At 68.3% G+C, this 18937-nt stretch carries 17 protein-coding genes and 2 tRNA genes; 11 read left to right on the top strand and 8 right to left on the bottom strand.

Annotation, left to right across the window (positions count from 1 at the left end):
• Position 1: 1 nt before the first annotated feature.
• From LQ938_RS08585 to LQ938_RS08575, 3 genes are all read right to left on the bottom strand, one after another.
• Complete coding sequence (locus LQ938_RS08585; RefSeq protein ID WP_223721013.1) at positions 2-469, bottom strand: globin; 468 nt, start codon at positions 467-469, stop codon at positions 2-4.
• Complete coding sequence (locus tag LQ938_RS08580; RefSeq protein ID WP_223721014.1) at positions 466-1551, bottom strand: mechanosensitive ion channel family protein; 1086 nt, start codon at positions 1549-1551, stop codon at positions 466-468. Before LQ938_RS08580 ends, LQ938_RS08585 begins: the two co-directional genes overlap by 4 nt.
• An 85-nt stretch (positions 1552-1636) precedes the next feature.
• Positions 1637-2212 (bottom strand): TetR/AcrR family transcriptional regulator, encoded by a 576-nt coding sequence (locus LQ938_RS08575; protein ID WP_223721015.1) that lies wholly within the window; start codon positions 2210-2212, stop codon positions 1637-1639.
• A gap of 49 nt (positions 2213-2261) precedes the next feature.
• On the opposite strand from LQ938_RS08575, the gene LQ938_RS08570 reads away from it, so the two are divergent.
• Positions 2262-3128: an SDR family NAD(P)-dependent oxidoreductase gene (locus LQ938_RS08570; protein ID WP_223721016.1), complete on the top strand. Its 867-nt coding sequence runs from the start codon at positions 2262-2264 to the stop codon at positions 3126-3128.
• 75 nt (positions 3129-3203) lie between these two features.
• A complete protein-coding gene (locus LQ938_RS08565; RefSeq protein WP_223721017.1) occupies positions 3204-3923 on the top strand; it encodes an SDR family oxidoreductase in 720 nt (239 codons plus the stop codon).
• 49 nt (positions 3924-3972) lie between these two features.
• On the opposite strand, the gene LQ938_RS08560 is transcribed toward LQ938_RS08565, so the two are convergent.
• From LQ938_RS08560 to pepN, 3 genes are all read right to left on the bottom strand, one after another.
• A complete protein-coding gene (locus tag LQ938_RS08560) occupies positions 3973-4800 on the bottom strand; it encodes an ABC transporter permease (protein WP_223721018.1) in 828 nt (275 codons plus the stop codon).
• On the bottom strand, positions 4797-5708 hold the full coding sequence (locus tag LQ938_RS08555) for an ABC transporter ATP-binding protein (protein ID WP_223721019.1): 912 nt from the start codon (positions 5706-5708) through the stop codon (positions 4797-4799). Before LQ938_RS08555 ends, LQ938_RS08560 begins: the two co-directional genes overlap by 4 nt.
• 137 nt (positions 5709-5845) lie before the next feature.
• Entirely contained in the window at positions 5846-8389 is a 2544-nt protein-coding gene (pepN, locus tag LQ938_RS08550; protein ID WP_223721020.1) for an aminopeptidase N, read from the bottom strand.
• Between the two features lie 174 nt (positions 8390-8563).
• On the opposite strand from pepN, the gene LQ938_RS08545 reads away from it, so the two are divergent.
• From LQ938_RS08545 to LQ938_RS08525, 5 genes are read left to right on the top strand one after another with little or no spacing between them, the layout of a single operon-like run.
• A complete protein-coding gene (locus LQ938_RS08545) occupies positions 8564-9790 on the top strand; it encodes a ferrochelatase (RefSeq protein ID WP_374197453.1) in 1227 nt (408 codons plus the stop codon).
• A 21-nt stretch (positions 9791-9811) separates the two neighbouring features.
• Positions 9812-10360 carry a ribose-5-phosphate isomerase gene (locus LQ938_RS08540; RefSeq protein ID WP_223721021.1) on the top strand — a complete coding sequence of 183 codons (549 nt, stop codon included), beginning with the start codon at positions 9812-9814 and terminating at the stop codon, positions 10358-10360.
• The gene (locus LQ938_RS08535) at positions 10360-11358 is read left to right on the top strand and encodes an Fpg/Nei family DNA glycosylase (protein ID WP_223721022.1); all 999 of its coding nucleotides are present in this window, start codon (positions 10360-10362) and stop codon (positions 11356-11358) included. Before LQ938_RS08540 ends, LQ938_RS08535 begins: the two co-directional genes overlap by 1 nt.
• 31 nt (positions 11359-11389) lie before the next feature.
• Entirely contained in the window at positions 11390-12025 is a 636-nt protein-coding gene (locus LQ938_RS08530; protein ID WP_223721023.1) for an FMN-binding negative transcriptional regulator, read from the top strand.
• The gene (locus LQ938_RS08525) at positions 12022-13515 is read left to right on the top strand and encodes an amidohydrolase (protein ID WP_374197454.1); all 1494 of its coding nucleotides are present in this window, start codon (positions 12022-12024) and stop codon (positions 13513-13515) included. The genes LQ938_RS08530 and LQ938_RS08525 overlap by 4 nt, the downstream gene beginning before the upstream one ends.
• A gap of 63 nt (positions 13516-13578) precedes the next feature.
• Here LQ938_RS08525 and LQ938_RS08520 read toward each other — a convergent pair whose 3' ends face one another.
• A complete protein-coding gene (locus LQ938_RS08520) occupies positions 13579-14064 on the bottom strand; it encodes a Dps family protein (protein ID WP_223721024.1) in 486 nt (161 codons plus the stop codon).
• A 183-nt stretch (positions 14065-14247) separates the two neighbouring features.
• On the opposite strand from LQ938_RS08520, the gene LQ938_RS08515 reads away from it, so the two are divergent.
• Both LQ938_RS08515 and LQ938_RS08510 read left to right on the top strand, forming a co-directional pair.
• Positions 14248-16389, top strand: a complete 2142-nt coding sequence (locus tag LQ938_RS08515) for an acyltransferase family protein (RefSeq protein WP_231341311.1) — start codon at positions 14248-14250, stop codon at positions 16387-16389.
• 26 nt (positions 16390-16415) lie between these two features.
• A complete protein-coding gene (locus tag LQ938_RS08510; RefSeq protein WP_223721026.1) occupies positions 16416-16952 on the top strand; it encodes a gamma carbonic anhydrase family protein in 537 nt (178 codons plus the stop codon).
• 25 nt (positions 16953-16977) lie between these two features.
• Here the strand turns inward: LQ938_RS08510 and LQ938_RS08505 are convergent.
• A tRNA-Gly gene (locus tag LQ938_RS08505) sits at positions 16978-17051 on the bottom strand.
• A gap of 173 nt (positions 17052-17224) precedes the next feature.
• On the opposite strand from LQ938_RS08505, the gene LQ938_RS08500 reads away from it, so the two are divergent.
• Together LQ938_RS08500 and tig are read left to right on the top strand one after the other, a co-directional pair.
• Positions 17225-17298, top strand: a tRNA-Pro gene (locus tag LQ938_RS08500).
• 75 nt (positions 17299-17373) lie between these two features.
• Positions 17374-18894: a trigger factor gene (gene tig, locus LQ938_RS08495; RefSeq protein ID WP_223721027.1), complete on the top strand. Its 1521-nt coding sequence runs from the start codon at positions 17374-17376 to the stop codon at positions 18892-18894.
• Positions 18895-18937: the final 43 nt, after the last annotated feature.

The raw sequence follows: 18937 nt of genomic DNA, 5'->3' as shown, positions 1-18937 counted from the left end.
GCTACTCCTTCGTGAGCTCGTTTCCGGTCGGGGCGGCGATCCCGTGCTCCGGGCGACCGCCCGTCGAGGGACCGATTCCGCTCGGCTCGAAGGTATTCACCATCGCATGCGCCGCGCGCGTGAGGTAGTCCCAGAGCGTCGCCTCGAGGATCGGGGGGAGAGCGACGGCGTCCACCGCGCGTCTCATGTGCGCGAGCCAGCGGTCGCGGGCGTCGGGATTCACGTGGAACCCGGCGTGCCGCAGGCGGAGGCGCGGATGGCCCCGTTCGTCGCTGTAGGTCGTGGGACCGCCCCAGTACTGCTCGAGGAAGAGCAGCATCCGCTCACGGGCCGGGCCGAGGTCCGCATCCGGGTACATCGGGCGCAGCACGGGATCGTCGGCGACCCCCTCGTAGAACACGTCGACGAATCGCTCGAAGAACGCGCGGCCGCCGACCTGGTCGTAGAAGCTGATCGGGGTATCGGTCATGCGTCCGTCTCCTTGCCGGGAGAGGCCTCCGGAGGCGTCGACCCGTTGTCATCTTTCGCCGCGGCGCCGCGCCCGGTGCGCTTCGGCTTCCAGACGGGCCGTACCGGTGCGGCGATCGGAGTCGGCCGGGTACGCGGGGGATTCGCGCCGCGCACGCTCTGGGCCCCCTCGAAACCGGTCAAGGTGATGGAGTTCAGCTGCGGGAGGCGCACGTCCATCGCATCCATCGCGCGCTTGAGCCGCACGCGCAGTTCGCGTGCGACGTCGTCCTTTGCGTTCGACCGGGTCTTCTGCACGAGGCGGATGACGAGGGCATCGCCCGACACCGATTCGAGGCCCCAGATCTCCGGCTGCTCGATGACGCGGGTACGCCACTTCGGATCCTTGGCGAGGCCGCGGGCGGCGTCGAGCATGGCTTTCTCGACCGCGTCGAGGTCGGCGTCGGCCGGCACGGCGAGGTCGATGATCACGCGCGACCACCCCTGGGACATGTTCCCGATCCGGGTGATCTCACCGTTGCGGACGTACCAGAGCGTGCCGTTCACGTCGCGGACGTGCGTCACGCGGACGCTCACGTATTCGACGACACCGGTCGCAAGCCCCAGGTCGACGACGTCGCCGATGCCGACCTGGTCTTCGGCCACGATGAAGATGCCGTTCAGCACGTCCTTCACAATGTTCTGGGCGCCGAAGCCGAGCCCCGCGCCGATCGCCGCGGTCAGCAGGGCGAAGGAACTGAGGATGTCGGGTGCGACGACATTCACGATGAGGATGACGGCGACGATGACGACGGTCACCCCGGCGATGTTCTGGAGGATCGACCCGAGCGTCCGCGTGCGCTGCACGAGGCGGACGGCGGCGAGAGGCGAGCGGTCGAGAGCTTGCGTGTCGTCGACGCGGGCCTTCGTCTTCGCTCCGGAGACGATTCGCTCGACGACCCGATGGATCACCGCTTTCAGGATCAGGCCGATGACGAGGGCGACGGCGATGATCAGCAGGATTTGCAGGAGTGTGAACCCGATGCCTGCGAAGAATCCACCGATGGCTGCCCAGGTCTCCGGGGCCGTGATGTCGATATCCATTGTCTCGATGTTACCGAGCGCCCCGATGCCCTCCCTGGGTGCGGGAAGGAAATACTCCCCGCCGAGATACGTTCCGACGGACGACTCAACGCCGGTGCGCGATGAGAACGACCAGCGCGGAGATCACGTCGTCGGGCGTCGTGCGCCACATCTGCGGCGAAAGGTGACCGCTGGCGCCCATACTTGCGATGCCGTGCGCGCTGGTGAGCAGAAGGGCGCCGTAGAGATGGGCCTGTTCGGCGCCCACGACACCGCCGACGATTCGGAGGAACTCCGCCTGTGCGCGCCCGGCGGCGTCGATGGCGATCTCCGGGTTCTGTGCCGGCAGCGTGAACATCATTCGATAGACCTCGGGTTCGTCGCGCGCGACCGTGGTGAGCGTCTCCAGCGCAGCACGCAGCACGGCGGTCCCGTCATCCGACGCGCTGCGCGGCAGTCGACTCAGCTGCGCGGCGATCCGATCCCAGCTCTCCGCGCCCACGGCGGCGAGCAGGCTCTCCTTGTCGGCGAAATGCCGGTATGGCGCGCCGCGCGACACCTGGGCGCGCGCTCCGACCTCTCGGAGGGTCACTTTCGGGAGACCGCCCTCATTGAGGAGCTCACGGGCGGCATCGAGGAGGGATCGGCGCGTGGACGCGGCCGATTCGAGACGACTGACCATACTCCCATCCTACAGTTGACAACGTCACCTGAAGTGATACGGTTCTGAGATGACAACGTCACCTGAAAAGTCCGAACTCATCCTCGTCACGGGCGCGTCGACGGGGATGGGCGCCGCCACGGCCCGCGAACTCGCCGCGCGGGGCTATTACGTCCTGGCCGGCGTCCGGCGAGAGATCGATGGTCGGAGCCTGGAGTCGTCGCGCATCCGTCCAGTCATCCTCGACGTCACCGAACCCGAGCAGATCGCGGATCTGGCCGCCCTCATCGACACCGACGGACGCCCGCTCCGCGCGGTCGTCAACAACGCCGGTATCGCGGTGAATGCTCCCGTCGAGGTGCTTCCGATGCAGGAGTGGCGCCGGCAGTTCGACGTCAACTTCTTCGGACACATCGAGGTCACGAAGGCGATGATCCCGGCTCTCTTGAAAAGCCACGGTCGGGTCGTGATGATCAGCTCGCTCGGCGGCCGCCTGGCGCAGCCCACCTACGGTGCCTACTCGGGATCGAAGTATGCGCTCGAAGGCGTCAGCGACGCTCTTCGCCGCGAACTCGCCCCCCACGGAGTGACGGTGGTCATCGTCGAACCCGGCGCTGTGCGCACCGAGATGGTGGGGCGCGGCGGAATCACGCTGAAGAAGGTCGCCGCCGACATGACCGACGAACAAGAACGACGCTACGGCGGCCTGATGCAGGCGATCCTCGCCCAGTCCGAGGGGTTCCTGCGTGATGGTGTGGATGCCTCCCATGCCGCCGAGACCATCGCTACCGCCGCGACGGTCTCCCGCCCCAGAACCCGCTACACGATCGGCCGTGACGCCGCGCTCCTCACCCGTCTCGCCCGCATCCTGCCCGATCGTCTTCTCGATCGCGTGCTCGCCGCGGCGCTGCGTCCGCTTTTCCCGAGGTCCCGCTGACCTCCGGCGGCAGACGCCGAGGATGTTGCCTTGCCGCCGGTCACCCCCATCCCTCTCCGTAGAAAGCAGAACCTCATGCCCTCTCTCCTCAACGCCGTTGTCCTCGTCACCGGAGCGAACGGGGGCATCGGCACGCAGTTCGTCGATGCCGCGCTCGCTCGCGGCGCCGCCAAGGTGTACGCGTCGGCGCGCACACCTCGACAGTGGGATGATCCGCGCGTCGTGCCGCTCCCGCTCGACGTCACCGACGCCGAATCGATCGCGGCGGCGGTCGCTGCGGCCAGCGACGTCTCGGTGGTCATCAACAACGCCGGAGGACTTCCGCCCACCGCGAGTCTGCTCGACATCACCGAGGATCAGCTGCGTCAGAACATGGAGATCAACTTCTTCGCGCCCGTTCTGATGGCGCGCGCCTTCACGCCCCTCCTCGCGTCGGCGAACAACGCGGTGCTCATCGACATCCATTCGGTCGCGAGCTGGTATGCCGGTGCAGGCATCTACAGTGCGTCGAAAGCCGCCATCTGGTCGGCGACGAATTCGCTTCGCCTGGAGCTCGCTCCGCTCGGCATCCACGTGACCGGTGTGCACATGGGGTACGTCGACACGGCGATGGCGGCGCACACCGACGACGCGAAGATGGCGCCCGTCGACCTGGTGACAGCCGTGCTGGACGCCGTCGAGAACGACGAGTTCGAGGTCGTCGCGGATGCCCTCAGCGCACAGGTGAAGGCCGGCCTCGCCGCGCCCATCGAAGCGCTGTACCCCGAACTTTTTGCCGCGGACGGCGGACGCTGAAGACGGGGCGGGGCCGTCGTGCCGGTGATGCACGGCGGCCCCGCGGGGCCTACGCGTCGCGGCTGCGCAGAATCACTCCGCCGAGCCCGAGGCCGACGACCGCCCATGCGAGGAGGGTGAGCGCTGCGGCCCAGGGCTCGAGCGCACCGTTACCGCCCGCGGACATCAGCGCCTGGCCGGCGGACGTCGGTAGGTACTTCGCGACATCCTGGATCCACTCCCAGCCGGGCGATGCGGGGAAGAAGGCCGGCAGGAGCGGGAGGACGAAGACGATCCCGACTCCCATCGCGATCGCCCCCGGACCGTTCCGCAGGATGTAGCCCGCAGCGACGCCGATGACGGAGATGACCGCCAGCATGAAGGCACCCGCAGCAAACCGCGGCAGCCACGAGCCGACGTCGGCGACGTCGATACCCGCGCCGGCGCCGGCGACGATCGGAGCGGTGGCGACCGCCGCGATCAGGAAGATCGCCAGGGTCGACACGAAGACGAACGCCGCGATGACCGTCGCTTTGGCCAGTAGCGAGCCGATCCGGCCCGGTGCGGCGGTGAGCGTCGAGCGCATCATGCCGGTCGAATACTCGCCGGTCACCTGGATGCTGCCGATGATGACCGCCAGGAGCACGGTGAAGCTCGTCGGTGCCAGAACGACCTGCAGAGCCAGCTCCGCATTTCCGGCCGGGGCTCCGGGGAACCCGGTGAGCGCGAAGGCGATCAGCAGCGACATCCCGACCGAGAGCACGGCGACGATTCCGATCGACCACCAGGGCGAGCGAAGAGTGACGAGCTTGATCAGTTCGCTCCGCACGACGCGGAGGAAGCTCAGACGATAAGGGGACTCGGCGACGCCAGTCTGCGGTGTGGTGGCGGTGGTCATGACAGCTCCTTGGACTTGTACTCGACCGCTTCGCCGGTCAGGGCGAGGTAGGCCTCCTCGAGAGAACCGGACTGGGGGGTCAGCTCGTGGATCGGCAGGCCGAGCCGTGCGGCGGTGTCGCCGATCTGCTCGGCGCTCACTCCTGTCACGTCGGCGAGGCCCGGGTCGATCCGGGTGATATCGATGTCGTCGCTGCTCAGCGCAGCGGCCAGCTCGTCGAGGCGAGGGGTACGCACGCGCACGGCGGATCTCGTCCAATCGCGCACGAGGTCGCCGACGGGGGCGTCCGCGAGGACCTTCCCGCGCCCGAGCACGATGATGTGATCGGCGGTGATCGCCATCTCGCTCATGAGATGGCTGGAAAGCAGCACGGTGCGTCCCTCGGCGGCGAGATACCGCACGAACTCCCGCACCCAGCGCACACCCTCGGGGTCGAGACCGTTCACGGGCTCATCGAGGATCAGCGTTCGCGGATCGCCGAGGAGCGCTGCGGCTATTCCGAGGCGCTGCCCCATCCCGAGCGAGAACCCGCCGGCACGCTTGCGGGCGACGGACTCGAGCCCGGTGAGGGCGATGACCTCGTCGACCCGCGACACGGGGATGCCGTGCGTCGCCGCCAGCGCACGCAGGTGGTTCCGCGCCGATCGGCCGGTGTGCACGGCTTTCGCATCGAGGAGCACGCCCACCTCCGTGAGCGGCGAACGCATCTGCCGATAGTCGCGGCCGTCGACCGTGACGCGTCCCCGCGTCGGGTTGTCGAGGCCGACGATCATGCGCATCGTCGTGGACTTTCCGGCACCGTTCGGGCCGAGGAAGCCGGTCACCCGGCCGGGGTGCACCGTGAAGGTGACGTCGGAGACGGCATGCTTTGCGCCGAAGTCCTTGCTGAGGTTCTCTGCAACGATCATGCATCCCACGCTACGGCGCGTGCCTCGTCCGTGCCTCCGCCGGAAGTAGCGGATCCGCCGCGCCGTGTCATCCCCGAGGAGGAGACGACGGATGCCCCGCTCCGCGAGGGAACGGGGCATCCGGTGCGGCCTGACGACTACTGCGCGTCGCGCTCCTGCACCGCGAGGGCGCGCTCGACGCCGGCGAGGTTCTCCGCGACCAGGCGGCGAAGTGCGGCCGGCGCGTCGGAGTTCGACGTGAGCCACGACCGCGTCGCATCGCGCAGCGCGATGTTCGCCAGCGGGGCCGGGTACAGTCCGACGATCAGGTAGCTCGCGATCTGGTACGACCGGTCCGCCCAGATCGGCAGCAGCATGTCGAAGTACGAGGCGACGAACGGCTCGAGGTACTTGACCGTGGCCGGGTGCACGAAGCCCGCAGCGGTGGAGCGGACGACGGTGTTCGGCAGATCCGTGTTCTCCACGAGCGAGCGCCACGCCGCCTGCTTCGCGTCGGCACTCGGGAGCGCGGCCTTCGCCTGCGCGGCGAACTCCCCGCCCTTGGCGGTGTTGTCTGCGGCGAGGGCTTCGTCGATGTCGCCCGCGGTGACGACGCCGCCGGCGGCGAGCGAGACGAGCAGCGCCCACGACAGGTCTGCGTCGATCTCGAGCCCCTCGAGCACGATCTCGCCCGAGCGGAGGGCTCGCACGATCTCGACCTGCTCCGGGGTCGCCGCAGCGGAGGCGAACGCCGTCACGAACTGCAACTGGCTGTCGCTGCCGGCCGTGGCGTCTTGCGCGAGCGCCCACAGGCGGTCTGCGACCGTGATGCGGCTCTGCGTGCGCAGTTCGGGAGCAACGTACGAGTTCGCGGCGAGCTGCAGCTGTCCGAGTGTGGTCCGAACCGTCGTCGACTCGGTCTCCGAACCGATGTTGCCCAGCACGAGATCGATGTACGCGGATGCGGACGACTCGGCGTCGCGTGTCTGATCCCACGCCGCTCCCCACACGAGCGACCGCGCCAGCGGGTCCTCGATCTTGGCGAGGTGGGCGACCGCGGTCTCGAGCGACCGGTCGTCCAGGCGGATCTTGGCGTAGGCCAGATCATCGTCGTTCAGAAGGATGAGGTCGGGACGACGGTGCCCGATGAGCTCCGCGACATCGGTACGGTCACCGTCGACATCGAGCTCGAGGTTGTGCACGCGCACGAGCCGGTCACCCTGCAGGTCGTAGAACCCGACGCCGAGGCGGTGGGGACGGATCGTGGGGTAGTCGGCGGGCGCGGTCTGGATGATCGAGAACCGCGTGATCGTGCCGTCGACGGACTCCTCCACGGCGGGCGTCAGCGTGTTCACGCCCGCGGTCTCGAGCCACTTCTTCGACCACTCGGTCAGCTCGCGACCGCTGGTCTGTTCGAGCTCGACGAGCAGGTCGCCGAGCTCGGTGTTGCCCCACGAGTGCTTCTGGAAGTAGGCGGAGACGCCCGCGAAGAATTCTTCGATGCCCACCCACGCGGCGAGCTGCTTGAGCACCGAGCCGCCCTTGGCGTAGGTGATGCCGTCGAAGTTCACCTGAACGTCTTCGAGGTCGTTGATCTCGGCGACGACCGGATGGGTCGAGGGCAACTGGTCCTGGCGGTAGGCCCAGCTCTTCTCCATCGCGTTGAACGTGGTCCACGCCTCGGTCCACTCCGTCGCCTCGGCGGTGGCGATGGTGGACGCCCATTCCGCGAAGGACTCGTTGAGCCACAGGCCGTCCCACCACTTCATGGTGACCAGGTCACCGAACCACATGTGCGCCAGCTCGTGCAGGATCGTGACGACGCGGCGCTCCTTGACCGCATCCGTCACCTTGCTGCGGAACACATAGGTCTCCGTGAAGGTCACCGCGCCCGCGTTCTCCATCGCGCCGGCGTTGAACTCGGGCACGAAGAGCTGGTCGTACTTCGCGAACGGGTACGGCACCCCGAACTTCTCTTCGTAGTACGCGAAGCCCTGCCGGGTCTTCTCGAACACGTAGTCGGCGTCGAGGTGCTGCCACAGGCTCTTGCGTGCGTACACGCCGAGCGGGATGACCCGGCCCGAGGCGCTGGTGAGTTCGGAGAACGTGGACTCGTAGGGCCCTGCCACGAGGGCGGTGATGTACGACGAGACGCGCGGGGTCGGCTCGAAGGTCCACGTCGCGACGCCCTCGCCGGCGGGCACGGGGTCGGGGGTGGGGGAGTTCGAGACGACCTTCCACGCGTCGGGCGCGGTGATCGTGAACTGGAACTCCGCCTTGAGGTCGGGCTGCTCGAACACCGCGAAGACGCGGCGCGAATCGGGTACCTCGAACTGCGAGTAGAGGTAGACCTCGCCGTCCACCGGGTCGACGAAGCGATGCAGTCCCTCGCCCGTGTTGGTGTACAGGCAGTCGGCGTCGACGACGAGGACGTTCTCGGCAGCCAGACCGTCGAGTGCGACACGCGAGTCGGCGAAGGCGGCGACGTCCACGTCGCTGCCGTTCAGGGTGATCGCGTGAACCTCGCGCGCGATCAGGTCGATGAAGGTCGATGCGCCCTCGGTCGCCGTGAAGCGCACGGTGGTGGTGGACCGGAAGACCTCCGGACCTGTCGTCAGGTCGAGGACGACCTGGTAGGACTGCGTATCGACGACAGCGCGGCGCTCTTGCGCCTCGATGCGGGTGAGGTTCTCTCCAGGCACTGCGTTGCTCCCGTGGGTTCTGGGGTCATGGATGCCGAGGGCGCGCGGCTGGCGACGACGACGACGCCTCCAGCCTACGGTCGGCGGGCGACATCGGTCGTCTTCGCGGCGCCGCATCACCGGATACCACGTCTCGACGTGCGGAGCGGACCGGTCCACCTCCTCCGAATCCGGATGCAGAATAGACGCGTGAGCTCTCTTGAAGCGAGTGAATCCCTGTCGGCCCGAGCGCCCGAGGGCGTCCCGTTCGCTTCGGCGCAGGCGGTGACCGGGCCCCCTCACGTGGAGGAACCCACCGACTACGACGGCATCCTGCTCGCGGGATTCGGCGGGCCGGAAGGTCAGGATGACGTCATCCCGTTCCTCCGTAACGTCACGCGCGGCCGCGGCATCCCCGACGAACGTCTCGAAGAAGTTGCCCACCATTACCGGCACTTCGGTGGCGTGAGTCCGATCAACGCGCAGAACGCCGCGCTGAAGGCGGCGCTCGAAGCGGAGCTCGCGTCACGGGGCCTCGATCTGCCCGTCTTCTGGGGCAATCGCAACTGGGCTCCCTACCTCGAGGATGCGGTCCGCGAGGCGGCGGATGCCGGAGCGAAGACCCTTCTCGGACTCGCCACGAGCGCCTACAGCTCGTTCTCCAGCTGCCGCCAGTACCGGGAGGACTACGCCCGCGTGCTGACCGAGACCGGGCTTGCGGGCACGATCACGATCGACAAAGTGCGGCAGTTCTTCGATCACCCCGGTTTCGTGGCGCCGTTCATCGCCGGTGTGCGTGATGCGGTGGCGGGATTCCTCGCGGAGGGCGTGCCGGCGGACCGCATCCGGGTGCTCTTCTCCACCCACAGCATCCCGCTGGCCGACGCGCAGCGTTCGGGTCCCCGCGACATCGATTTCGGTCCCGGCGGCGCCTATGCCGCGCAGCACGAAGCCGTGGCCGAGATCGTGATGAGCGAGATCGCCGAGGCGATCCCGGAGGCGACCGGCATCGGTTGGGAGCTCGTCTACCAGTCCCGCTCCGGCCCGCCGACGCAGCCGTGGCTCGAACCCGACGTGTGCGATGTGATCGGCGAACTGCCGGGGCGCGACATCGACGCCGTCGCGATCGTGCCACTCGGCTTCGTCAGCGACCACATGGAGGTGCTCTGGGACCTCGACACCGAGGCGATGGAAGCGGCCGAGGAAGCCGGCATCCGTGCCGTCCGCACGCCGACGCCCGGTATCGACCCGGCGTACGTGTCGGGACTCGTCGACCTCATCGAGGAGCGTCTGCGCGGCGACGCCGCATCCGACCGACCGCACCGCACCTCTCTCGGTCCGTGGTTCGACGTGTGCCGCCCCGGATGCTGCGAGAACGTGCGCGCCGGATTCAAGCCGGCTGCGGCCGGGATCGCGCCCTGAGTGATCTCTAGGATGAGCTTCATGCGCATCCACATCGCGACCGATCACGCCGGCCTGGAGTTCTCCACTCAGCTGCAGCATCACCTGGCCGAACAGGGCCATGACGTCGTCGATCACGGGCCCCTCGAGTACGACGCGGTCGACGACTACCCGGCGTTCTGCATCCGTGCGGCACAGGCCGTCGTCCGCGACCAGGCGGCCGGCATCCCCACTCTCGGGATCGTGTTCGGCGGCTCGGGCAACGGTGAGCAGATCGCGGCGAACAAGGTCGTTGGTATCCGCGCCGCGCTCGTGTGGAACATCGCCACGGCAGAGCTCGCTCGTGAACACAACGACGCGAACGTCATCGCGATCGGTGCACGACAGCACACGTTCGACGAAGCATCGTCCTTCATCGACCGCTTCATCGCCACGCCGTTCTCGGGCGAAGAGCGTCACGTGCGCCGGATCGCGCAGATCGCCGCGTTCGAGCAGGACGGTTCGCTGCTGCCCGATCCGCGGGCGGGGCTCGAGGCCGGCCCGAGCGTGCTCGCGGCGGATTCGAGCAGCTTCGATCCGGAAGCGGGCTGATGCCCGAGGGGCATTCCGTCCACCGCATCGCTCGCCAGTTCGACCGCAACATCGTCGGCCACCGAGTATCGGCGGCCAGCCCGCAGGGGCGGTTCGCGGAGGGCGCCGCGATGCTCGATGGGCGCGAGGCGATGCGTGTTCGCGCCGTCGGCAAGCAGATGTTCCTCGAGTTCGAAGGCGATACCTGGCTGCGGGTGCACCTTGGCATGTACGGCGCATGGGACTTCTCGGGCGAGATCCTCGTCGACCCGACGATCGCCTCGGCGAACGGACGTATGGGGCAGACGAACCAGCGGGGCACGGCCCCCGGCGACGCGGTGCTCGATGCGGCGGGGGAGAATTCGCTCAGCTCCATCGGCGCGCCGCGAAAGGCCCGCGTGCACGTGCGGATGTCGGAGCAGACGACCGGTCTGCCCGAGTCCGACGTCGAGTGGCCTCCTCCCGTCGTCGGTCAGGTGCGGCTGCGCCTGCTGACGGAGGCGACCTGCGCGGACCTGCGCGGCCCGACCGCGTGCGCGATCCAGAGCCCGGAAGAAGTGCAGGCGGCGATCGCGAAGCTCGGGCCGGACCCTCTCGTCGATGATGCCGACGAGGGGGAGGAGCGCTTCGTCTCCGTGGTGCGCCGCAAGCCGACCCCGATCGGGCTCCTGCTGATGGATCAGTCGGTCGTGAGCGGGATCGGCAACGTCTACCGCGCCGAGCTGCTGTTCCGTGCGCGACTGAACCCGCACACGCCGGGGAGAGAGGTGCCCGAGCAGGCGGTGCGGGAGGTGTGGCGTGATTGGGTGCGCCTGCTCGCCATCGGGGTCGAGACCGGTCAGATGATGACGATGGACGACCTGGATCCAGACCAATGGCGTGCGGCGATGGCACGCCGCGACGATCGGCACTGGGTATATCACCGCGCCGGGCTGCCGTGTCGTGTGTGCGGCACCGCGATCCTGCTCGAGGAGATGGCAGCCCGGAAGTTGTACTGGTGCCCCTCCTGCCAGCGCTGAACGCACCGATCGTTTTCGACGTGAGGAAGAAATGAGACAGAACCCGAGCTTCGCGATGACGGACGTGGCCGAGATCCGCCGCCTGATCGCGCGCAATCCGTGGGTCACGCTCGTGAGTCAGACGGACACCGGTCTGGTCGCCTCGCATTACGCCGTGCTTCTCGACGAAGACCGCGACGACCTGACGATCGTCGGGCACGTCGGCAAACCGGATGACCTGATCCACGGGCTGGGGGAGCGGGAGCTGCTCATCGTCGTGCAGGGACCGCACGGGTACATCTCGCCCGGCTGGTACGACGACGCGCCCGCCGTTCCGACGTGGAACTTCATCTCCGCGCACCTGAGCGGCGTGCCGGAGGTGTTGTCGACCGAGGAGAATCTGGCCGTGCTCGACCGGCTGGTCGATCACTTCGAAGGCGGGATGCCGGAACCGCGTCGGTTGTGGGAGCGCCCGAACGACGACGCGTTCGTGCGGCGCCTCGAGAAGGGGACGGTGGGCTTCCGCTTGACCCCGACCCGCGTCGTCGCGAAGCGGAAACTCAGCCAGAACCGCCCCGCAGAGACCGTCGAGCACATCGTCGACATGCTGCGGGAGGGCGGCCCGCATCCGAATCCCGCACTCGCGGACGAGATGGCCCGCGCCCACGCGGCGCGTCCACCGCGGTGAGCGGCCGCACGTTCGACGCGGTCCGGGGTGCGCGGATCGTCGGTCCGGGCGCAGAGTTGTTGCCGGATGCGGGGCTCCACGATCTCCTGCTGGCGGACGGCCGCATCGCCGACATCGCGCCCACGGGCGCGCTGCGCCTGCCCGGCGACGTGCTCGAGGCGGAGGGGGCCTTCCTCGTGCCCGGGCTGTGGGACCACCACGTGCACGCCACCCAGTACGCCCTCGCCGTGCGGCGCGTACCGCTGGATGCGATGGGATCGGCGGCGGAGGCGGCTCGGCGGATGGCCGACGCGCCGATCCTCGCCGACGGGCGCCGCATCGGCGTGGGCATGCGCGACGCGTTCTGGCCGGATGCGCCGAGCCTCGAGCTCCTGGACGCTGCCACCGGCGACGTCCCCACGTACCTCATCAACGCAGACCTGCACAGTGTGTGGGTCAACAGCGCGGCGCTCGCCCGCGAGGGATTCGACACCCCGGACGGCGTCCTCCGAGAAGGCCCCGCGTTCGAAGTGGGGCTGCGCATGAATCTCGGCGATCCACTCTCCGCCGATGCCGCGGTGCTCGCGATGGCAGCGGATGCGGCCCGCCGCGGGGTCGTCGGGATCGTCGATCTCGACCTGATGTGGAACGCGGAGTCCTGGTCGCGCCGCGCGGCGGCCGGGTTCGACGGGCTCCGCGTCGAGTTCGGAATCTACCCGAACGACCTCGAGCGTGCCATCGCCGCTGGTCTGCGCACCGGTGATGTGCTTGCCGGCGCCCCGCAGGACCTCATCCGTGTCGGGCCGATGAAGGTCATCACCGACGGCTCGCTCGGCACGCGGACGGCCGCCTGCTCCCATCCCTACGGCGACGACCCGGCGGACCGGGGAGTGCTGGCCGTGCCGCCGGAGGAGCTCCTGGCGCTCATGATGACGGCGACGGGAGCCGGGTTCGCCTCGGCGATCCATGCCATCGGCGACGAGGCGAATCGCTTCGCGCTCGATGCGTTCGCCGCGACCGGCGCGTGGGGCACCATCGAACACGCCCAGCTGGTGGCGCGGAGCGATATCCCGCGTTTCGCCCGGCTGGGCGTGGGCGCGAGCGTCCAGCCCGCTCACGCCATCGACGATCGTGACCTCACCGACACGATCTGGGCGGACCAGACCGCGACGGCGTACCCGCTCCGGTCCTTCATCGACGCGGGTGCCAACGTGCTGCTCGGATCGGATGCACCGGTCGCACCGCTCGATCCGTGGGTCAGCATGGCGGCGGCCGTGTTCCGCACGCGCGACGGCCGCGAGCCGTGGCGCGCGGAGGAGACGCTGCCGCTCGAGACGGCGCTGGCGGCATCCACGCACCGCGGGTCTCTGCATCCGTCGTCCATCGAGGTCGGCGGGCGCGCAGATCTCGTGCTCTGCGCCGAAGATCCTCGACGGGCGGACGAACCGGGGCTCCGCTCCATGGAGGTGCGTGCAACGCTCCTCAGCGGCCGCGCCACCCACCTCGCCTGAGCGCCCCCGGACGCGAGAAAGCCCCGCCGATCGACAACATCGGCGGGGCTTTCTGCACGAGTGCTACTCGGCGAGGTGCGCGGAGAGGAACCAGCGGTCCTTCTCGAGGCCCGCGCGGATCGCGATGACGATGTCCTGGCTCGTGAGGTCGATCTCGTCCAGTCCGTCGATCGCGGTCTGCACGTCGACGATCACGCCGTCGATGTCGGCCACGATGTGGCGGATCATGTCGTCCCATTGCGTGAAGCCGGCCGGGACGGTCGAGGGAAGGGTCTTCTCGGCCACCGTGCTGAGGCGTGCGTCGACCGGCAGGCCGAGGGCGACGATGCGCTCCGCGGCGAGATCGGCATACTCCTGCGCGTGGTCGACGACCGTGTCCAGAAGTTCGTGGATCGCGATGAAGTTGGCGCCGCGAACGTTCCAGTGGGCCTGCTTACCGTTGACGGCGAGGGCCTGGAGTCCGAGGGTGACGGGGGTCAGGAACTGAGCTGCACCCGCCGCGACCGTGGGGTCCGCAGCGGTTGCGGGAATGGTCTGATGCTTCGACATTGTGGTGCCTCCATGTTCTGCAGTCTCAACTGCTGTTTCCAACGCTAGTGAGGCTGCAAAATTCCGCAAGCAAGATGAGGCTGCGCTTATCTCATCCGCCGGTGACGCGTGAGGAGCTGCGGCCGGACTTATCCGAACGCGTCGCGCCCGGGCAATTCGAGATCGAGCGGCTACCGTCGAGGGGTGGCAGCGACTGAACACGATTCGACGTCCCCGCGATCCGGTGCACCGGCCGCCGGCGGAGCAGGGCCTCGGCGTGATCGGTCGCCCGAGCACGCGGAGCCGTCGCGATTCCTTCCCCACGTGCAGGGATTGCGCGCGATCGCCGTCCTGCTCGTCGTGCTCTACCATTTCTGGCCCGGACGCCTGCCCGGCGGGTACGCCGGTGTCGACGTGTTCTTCGTCATCTCTGGTTTTCTCATCACCGGCCACTTGATGCGCGAACTCACGGCAACCGGCACGGTACGTCTCGGCCAGTTCTGGGCTCGTCGCGCGCGCCGTCTGCTGCCGGCCTCCCTTCTCGTGCTGCTCTTCTGCGCGATCGTCGCCGCCTCGCCCTACCTGATGCCGGTGTCGGGCTTGCAGCGCGAGATCAGCGAGATCATCGCGTCGACCTTCTACGTCGAGAACTGGTACCTGGCGTTCACGTCGGCCGACTACCTGAACCACGCGGGCGACCCGTCGATGGTGCAGCACTACTGGTCGCTGTCGCTCGAAGAGCAGTTCTACGTGCTGTGGCCGCTGCTGATGCTGCTCGCCGCGTGGATCGGGACGAAGTTCTTCTCGGGGCGTCGCCGTACGGCGATCCTCGTGACCCTCGCCGTCGTGAGTGCCGCGTCGCTCCTGTTCTCGATCGTCTTCACGCTGACCAACCCGGCGCCCGCGTACTTCGTCACCTTCACCCGGATGTGGGAGTTCGGTCTCGGCGCGATGATCGCGTTGGTGCCGGCGCTCCGAATCCGTCACGCCCTGGGAAGCTTCGTGCTCGGCTGGGCGGGGATCATCGCGCTCGTCTATACGGCTTTCAGATTCGATGGCACGACGACATTCCCCGGGTACGCGGCGCTCCTTCCGGCGCTCGGGGCAGCCGCGGTGATCGCCGCGTCCAACGCGGAACGGTGGTGGTATCCGACGCGGATCCTGTCGGTCGCGCCGATGCGATTCACCGGAGACATCTCTTACTCCCTCTACCTCTGGCACTGGCCGCTGATCATCATCGCGCCGTCCGTGCCCTTCTGGGGCCTGTCGATCTACCACCGTGTCGCGCTGCTGGCGATCTGTTTCGTGCTCGCCTGGCTGACCAAGAGGTTCGTCGAGGATCCAGCCCGCGGCTGGCGGGTGCTGACTCTCCGCCCCGCAAAGGTGACGCTCTGGGCGTCACTGGCTGCGATGCTGCTCGTCGCGGGTACGGCGGGAGGGGCGTGGGCTCTCAACGCCCCCGCCTACCAGCAGGGTGTGCAGCAGCTCGCCGAGCTGCGCGACAATCCCCCGGAGTGCTTCGGCGCCGCATCCGTTCTCGATGAGGACTGCGCGGACGCGGCGCCCTCCGACACGATCCTGCCGAGTCCAGGTTTTGCCGGCGTCGACAAGCCGTCCGACGAACAATGCTTCGTGCAGCTGAACGACGCCCGGCCGGTGTCGTGCGAGTTCGGGTCGGACGCGCCCGACGCGCCCACCGTGGCGCTCATCGGCGACAGTCACGCCTTCCAGTTGCTGTCGACGTTCCAGCGGATCGCCGACGACAACGGCTGGCGGTTGGTGACCTACTTCAAGGGCGCGTGCCCGTGGAATGACACCCCGCTCTCGACGGGCGGTGCGTTCGGCGATGCGTGCACCCAGTGGCGCGGCGACGTCGCGGCAGACCTCCAGGCCGACCCGCCGGACGTCGTCTTCACGTCGGCGCTCGCGACCACGCCGTACTCGGCGGCGGGCTACGACTCGTCGTACGACGCCGCGGTGGCGGGGTACCGGGCCGCGTGGTCGACGATGACGGATGCGGGCGTGCCCGTCGTGACCGTCGTCGACAACCCGGTGTGGGAGACCGATCCGAACAAGTGCCTTCGGACGAGGGATGCGGCTTCCTGCGAGGGTGCGCGAAGCGACGTGCTCGTGGCGAACGATCCGCTTCGGGGGGCGGCCGAGGGGCAGCAGGACGTGACCCTTCTCGATTTCACGTCGGTCTACTGCGACGACACGACCTGCTTCCCCGTCGTCGGCGGTGCCGGCGTCTACCGCGACCAGGACCACTTGACGGTGACATTCGTCGACTCTCTGGCACCGCAGTACACGGCGGCGCTGAAGTCCGCGCTGGCGGCCGCCGGCTGAGGATGCCGCGTCGGTAGGGTCGGGTCATGACCGTCTCCTCCGATGCCTCCATCCTCGCTCTCGGCGATTCACGCCCCACGATCGATCCGACGGCGTTCGTCGCCGCCGGTGCGCGCGTGATCGGCGCGGTCGCCCTGGGGGAGCACGCGAGCGTCTGGTACAACGCGGTGCTTCGCGCGGACGGCGACTCGATCACGATCGGCGCCCGGAGCAACCTGCAGGACAACGTCAGCGTGCACGTCGATCGCGGCTCACCCGTGGTGCTCGGTGTCGACGTGTCGGTCGGGCACAACGCCGTCGTGCACGGCTGCACGATCGGCGACGGTTCGCTGATCGGGATGGGAGCCGTGGTGCTCAACGGTGCGCAGATCGGTGCCGGATGCCTCGTGGCCGGGGGAGCGGTCGTGCTCGAGAACGCGGTGATCCCGGACGGTTCGCTCGTCGCCGGGGTACCTGCGAAGGTACGCCGCGCGCTGACGGATGAGGAACGTGCCGGTCTGGTCAGCAACGCAGCCCGGTACCTCGAGCACATCGAGCGCCACTCGGAATCCTCGTCGCGCTGACGGGCGGGGTGCCCGGATCAAGAAGTGGAGGGGCTGACGAGAATCGAACTCGCATCATCTGTTTGGAAGACAGAGGCTTTACCACTAAGCTACAGCCCCATATTCCGGCGGAAAGTGCCGGAATATGCGCAGCAATCACTCGCTGCATCCGCAAGTGTAGCCGACATCAATGGCCTGCCCGCACGCGGACACCGGCGTTCGTCCCGACGCGCGGAGCAGGTCGGCTAGACTAACGGGGGCCGATTTCGGTGCACGTTCGCGTGCCCGCCGCCCGGGGCGTAGCTCAGCTTGGTAGAGCGCCCGCTTTGGGAGCGGGAAGTCGCAGGTTCAAATCCTGTCGCCCCGACGTATCGGACCCCCGAAGACCCCACAACCTTCAGCCACCGCGCGCTGTCGCGGGAACCAGAGGAGAACAACAGGCATGGTCACCAGCACCGTCGAGCAGCTGAGCCCCACCCGGGTGAAGCTCCACATCACGGTCTCGCCCGAAGAGCTCAAGCCGAGCATCGATCACGCGTATGAGCACATCGCTCAGGACGTGCAGATCCCCGGCTTCCGCAAGGGCAAGGTCCCCGCACCCATCATCGATCAGCGCATGGGTCGCGGTGCCGTCATCGAGCACGCGGTCAACGAGGGCCTCGACGGCTTCTTCCGTGCGGCCGTCGCCGATAACGAGATCCGCGTTCTCGGTCGTCCCGAGGCCGAGGTCGTCGAGCTCCCCGAGCTCTCCGACTTCTCGGGCGACCTCAAGGTCACGGTCGAGGTCGACGTGCGCCCCGAGTTCGAGCTGCCGGCGTACGAGGGCCTGACCGTCACGGTCGACGCCGTCGAAACCGACGAAGCCGCGATCGACGCGGAGCTCGACAGCCTCCGCGCGCGCTTCGGCACGCTCATCACCGTCGACCGCCCCGCCGCGACCGGCGACTTCGTGGAGCTGAACCTCGTCGCGACGATCGACGGCGCCGAGATCGACCGCGCCGAGGGCGTGTCGTACGAACTCGGTTCCGGCGAGCTGCTCGAGGGAATCGATGAGGCCATCGAGTCGCTCACGGCCGGCGAAGACACCACGTTCCGCTCGAAGCTCGTCGGCGGCGACCACGCCGGTGAAGAGGCCGAGGTCGCTGTCAGCGTCACCGCCGTCAAGGAGCGCGAGCTTCCCGAGGCCGACGACGACTTCGCGCAGATGGCCAGCGAGTTCGACACGATCGCCGAGCTCCGCGAGAGCCTGTCTGAGCGGGTTGCGCAGCAGTCCACGTTCAGCCAGGGTGCCGCCGCGCGCGACAAGCTCATCGAGCTGCTGCTCGAGCAGTCCGAGATCCCCGTCCCGCCGAAGCTCATCGAGGACGAGGTGCACCAGCACCTCGAGGGCGAAGGCCGCCTCGAAGACGACGTGCACCGCGCCGAGGTCACCGAGGCCAGCGAGAAGCAGTTCCGCACGCAGGTGCTGCTCGACGCGATCGCCGAGAAGTCCGACGTGCAGGTCTCGCAGGAAGAGCTCACGCAGTACCTCATCCAGTCGGCCGCGCAGTACGGCATGGCTCCGCAGGAGTTCGTGAACGCTCTGCAGCAGGGCAACCAGCTGCCCGCCATGATCGGTGAGGTCGCCCGCAACAAGGCCCTCGCCCTGGCGCTGGGCAAGGTCACCGTCGTCGACGCGAACGGCAAGGCCGTCGACCTCACCGGCTTCGTCGCCGTCGAGGAAGAGCCCGCTGTCGAGGCCGACGAGACGGACGAGGTCGCCGAGGCGGATTCCGCTCCGGTCGATGAGGCTCCCGCGAAGAAGGCTCCCGCGAAGAAGGCTCCTGCCAAGAAGCCCGCCGCAGCGAAGCCGACCGGCGAGGTCGCCGAGGAGGCCGCCGAGAAGAAGCCGGCCGCCAAGAAGGCACCGGCGAAGAAGGCTCCCGCGAAGAAGGCTCCGGCCGTGAAGGCCGATTCCGAGTAATCGGATACCGAAGGAAGAGGGCGGATGCATCAGCATCCGCCCT

The sequence above is a fragment of the Microbacterium sp. cx-55 genome (assembly GCF_021117345.1).
Lineage (GTDB): Bacteria > Actinomycetota > Actinomycetes > Actinomycetales > Microbacteriaceae > Microbacterium.
This window is presented reverse-complemented; position numbering and strand designations above follow the sequence as displayed.

What these genes read in the sequence shown, in the direction of transcription:
- LQ938_RS08540 (WP_223721021.1), top strand. Translation starts at nt 9,812, where the DNA reads ATGCGCATCCACATCGCGACCGATCACGCCGGCCTGGAGTTCTCCACT.
- tig (WP_223721027.1), top strand. Translation starts at nt 17,374, where the DNA reads ATGGTCACCAGCACCGTCGAGCAGCTGAGCCCCACCCGGGTGAAGCTC.
- LQ938_RS08555 (WP_223721019.1), bottom strand. Translation starts at nt 5,708, where the DNA reads ATGATCGTTGCAGAGAACCTCAGCAAGGACTTCGGCGCAAAGCATGCC.
- LQ938_RS08520 (WP_223721024.1), bottom strand. Translation starts at nt 14,064, where the DNA reads ATGTCGAAGCATCAGACCATTCCCGCAACCGCTGCGGACCCCACGGTC.
- LQ938_RS08560 (WP_223721018.1), bottom strand. Translation starts at nt 4,800, where the DNA reads ATGACCACCGCCACCACACCGCAGACTGGCGTCGCCGAGTCCCCTTAT.
- LQ938_RS08530 (WP_223721023.1), top strand. Translation starts at nt 11,390, where the DNA reads ATGAGACAGAACCCGAGCTTCGCGATGACGGACGTGGCCGAGATCCGC.
- LQ938_RS08510 (WP_223721026.1), top strand. Translation starts at nt 16,416, where the DNA reads ATGACCGTCTCCTCCGATGCCTCCATCCTCGCTCTCGGCGATTCACGC.
- LQ938_RS08565 (WP_223721017.1), top strand. Translation starts at nt 3,204, where the DNA reads ATGCCCTCTCTCCTCAACGCCGTTGTCCTCGTCACCGGAGCGAACGGG.
- LQ938_RS08585 (WP_223721013.1), bottom strand. Translation starts at nt 469, where the DNA reads ATGACCGATACCCCGATCAGCTTCTACGACCAGGTCGGCGGCCGCGCG.
- LQ938_RS08570 (WP_223721016.1), top strand. Translation starts at nt 2,262, where the DNA reads ATGACAACGTCACCTGAAAAGTCCGAACTCATCCTCGTCACGGGCGCG.
- LQ938_RS08535 (WP_223721022.1), top strand. Translation starts at nt 10,360, where the DNA reads ATGCCCGAGGGGCATTCCGTCCACCGCATCGCTCGCCAGTTCGACCGC.
- LQ938_RS08545 (WP_374197453.1), top strand. Translation starts at nt 8,564, where the DNA reads ATGCAGAATAGACGCGTGAGCTCTCTTGAAGCGAGTGAATCCCTGTCG.
- LQ938_RS08580 (WP_223721014.1), bottom strand. Translation starts at nt 1,551, where the DNA reads ATGGATATCGACATCACGGCCCCGGAGACCTGGGCAGCCATCGGTGGA.
- LQ938_RS08575 (WP_223721015.1), bottom strand. Translation starts at nt 2,212, where the DNA reads ATGGTCAGTCGTCTCGAATCGGCCGCGTCCACGCGCCGATCCCTCCTC.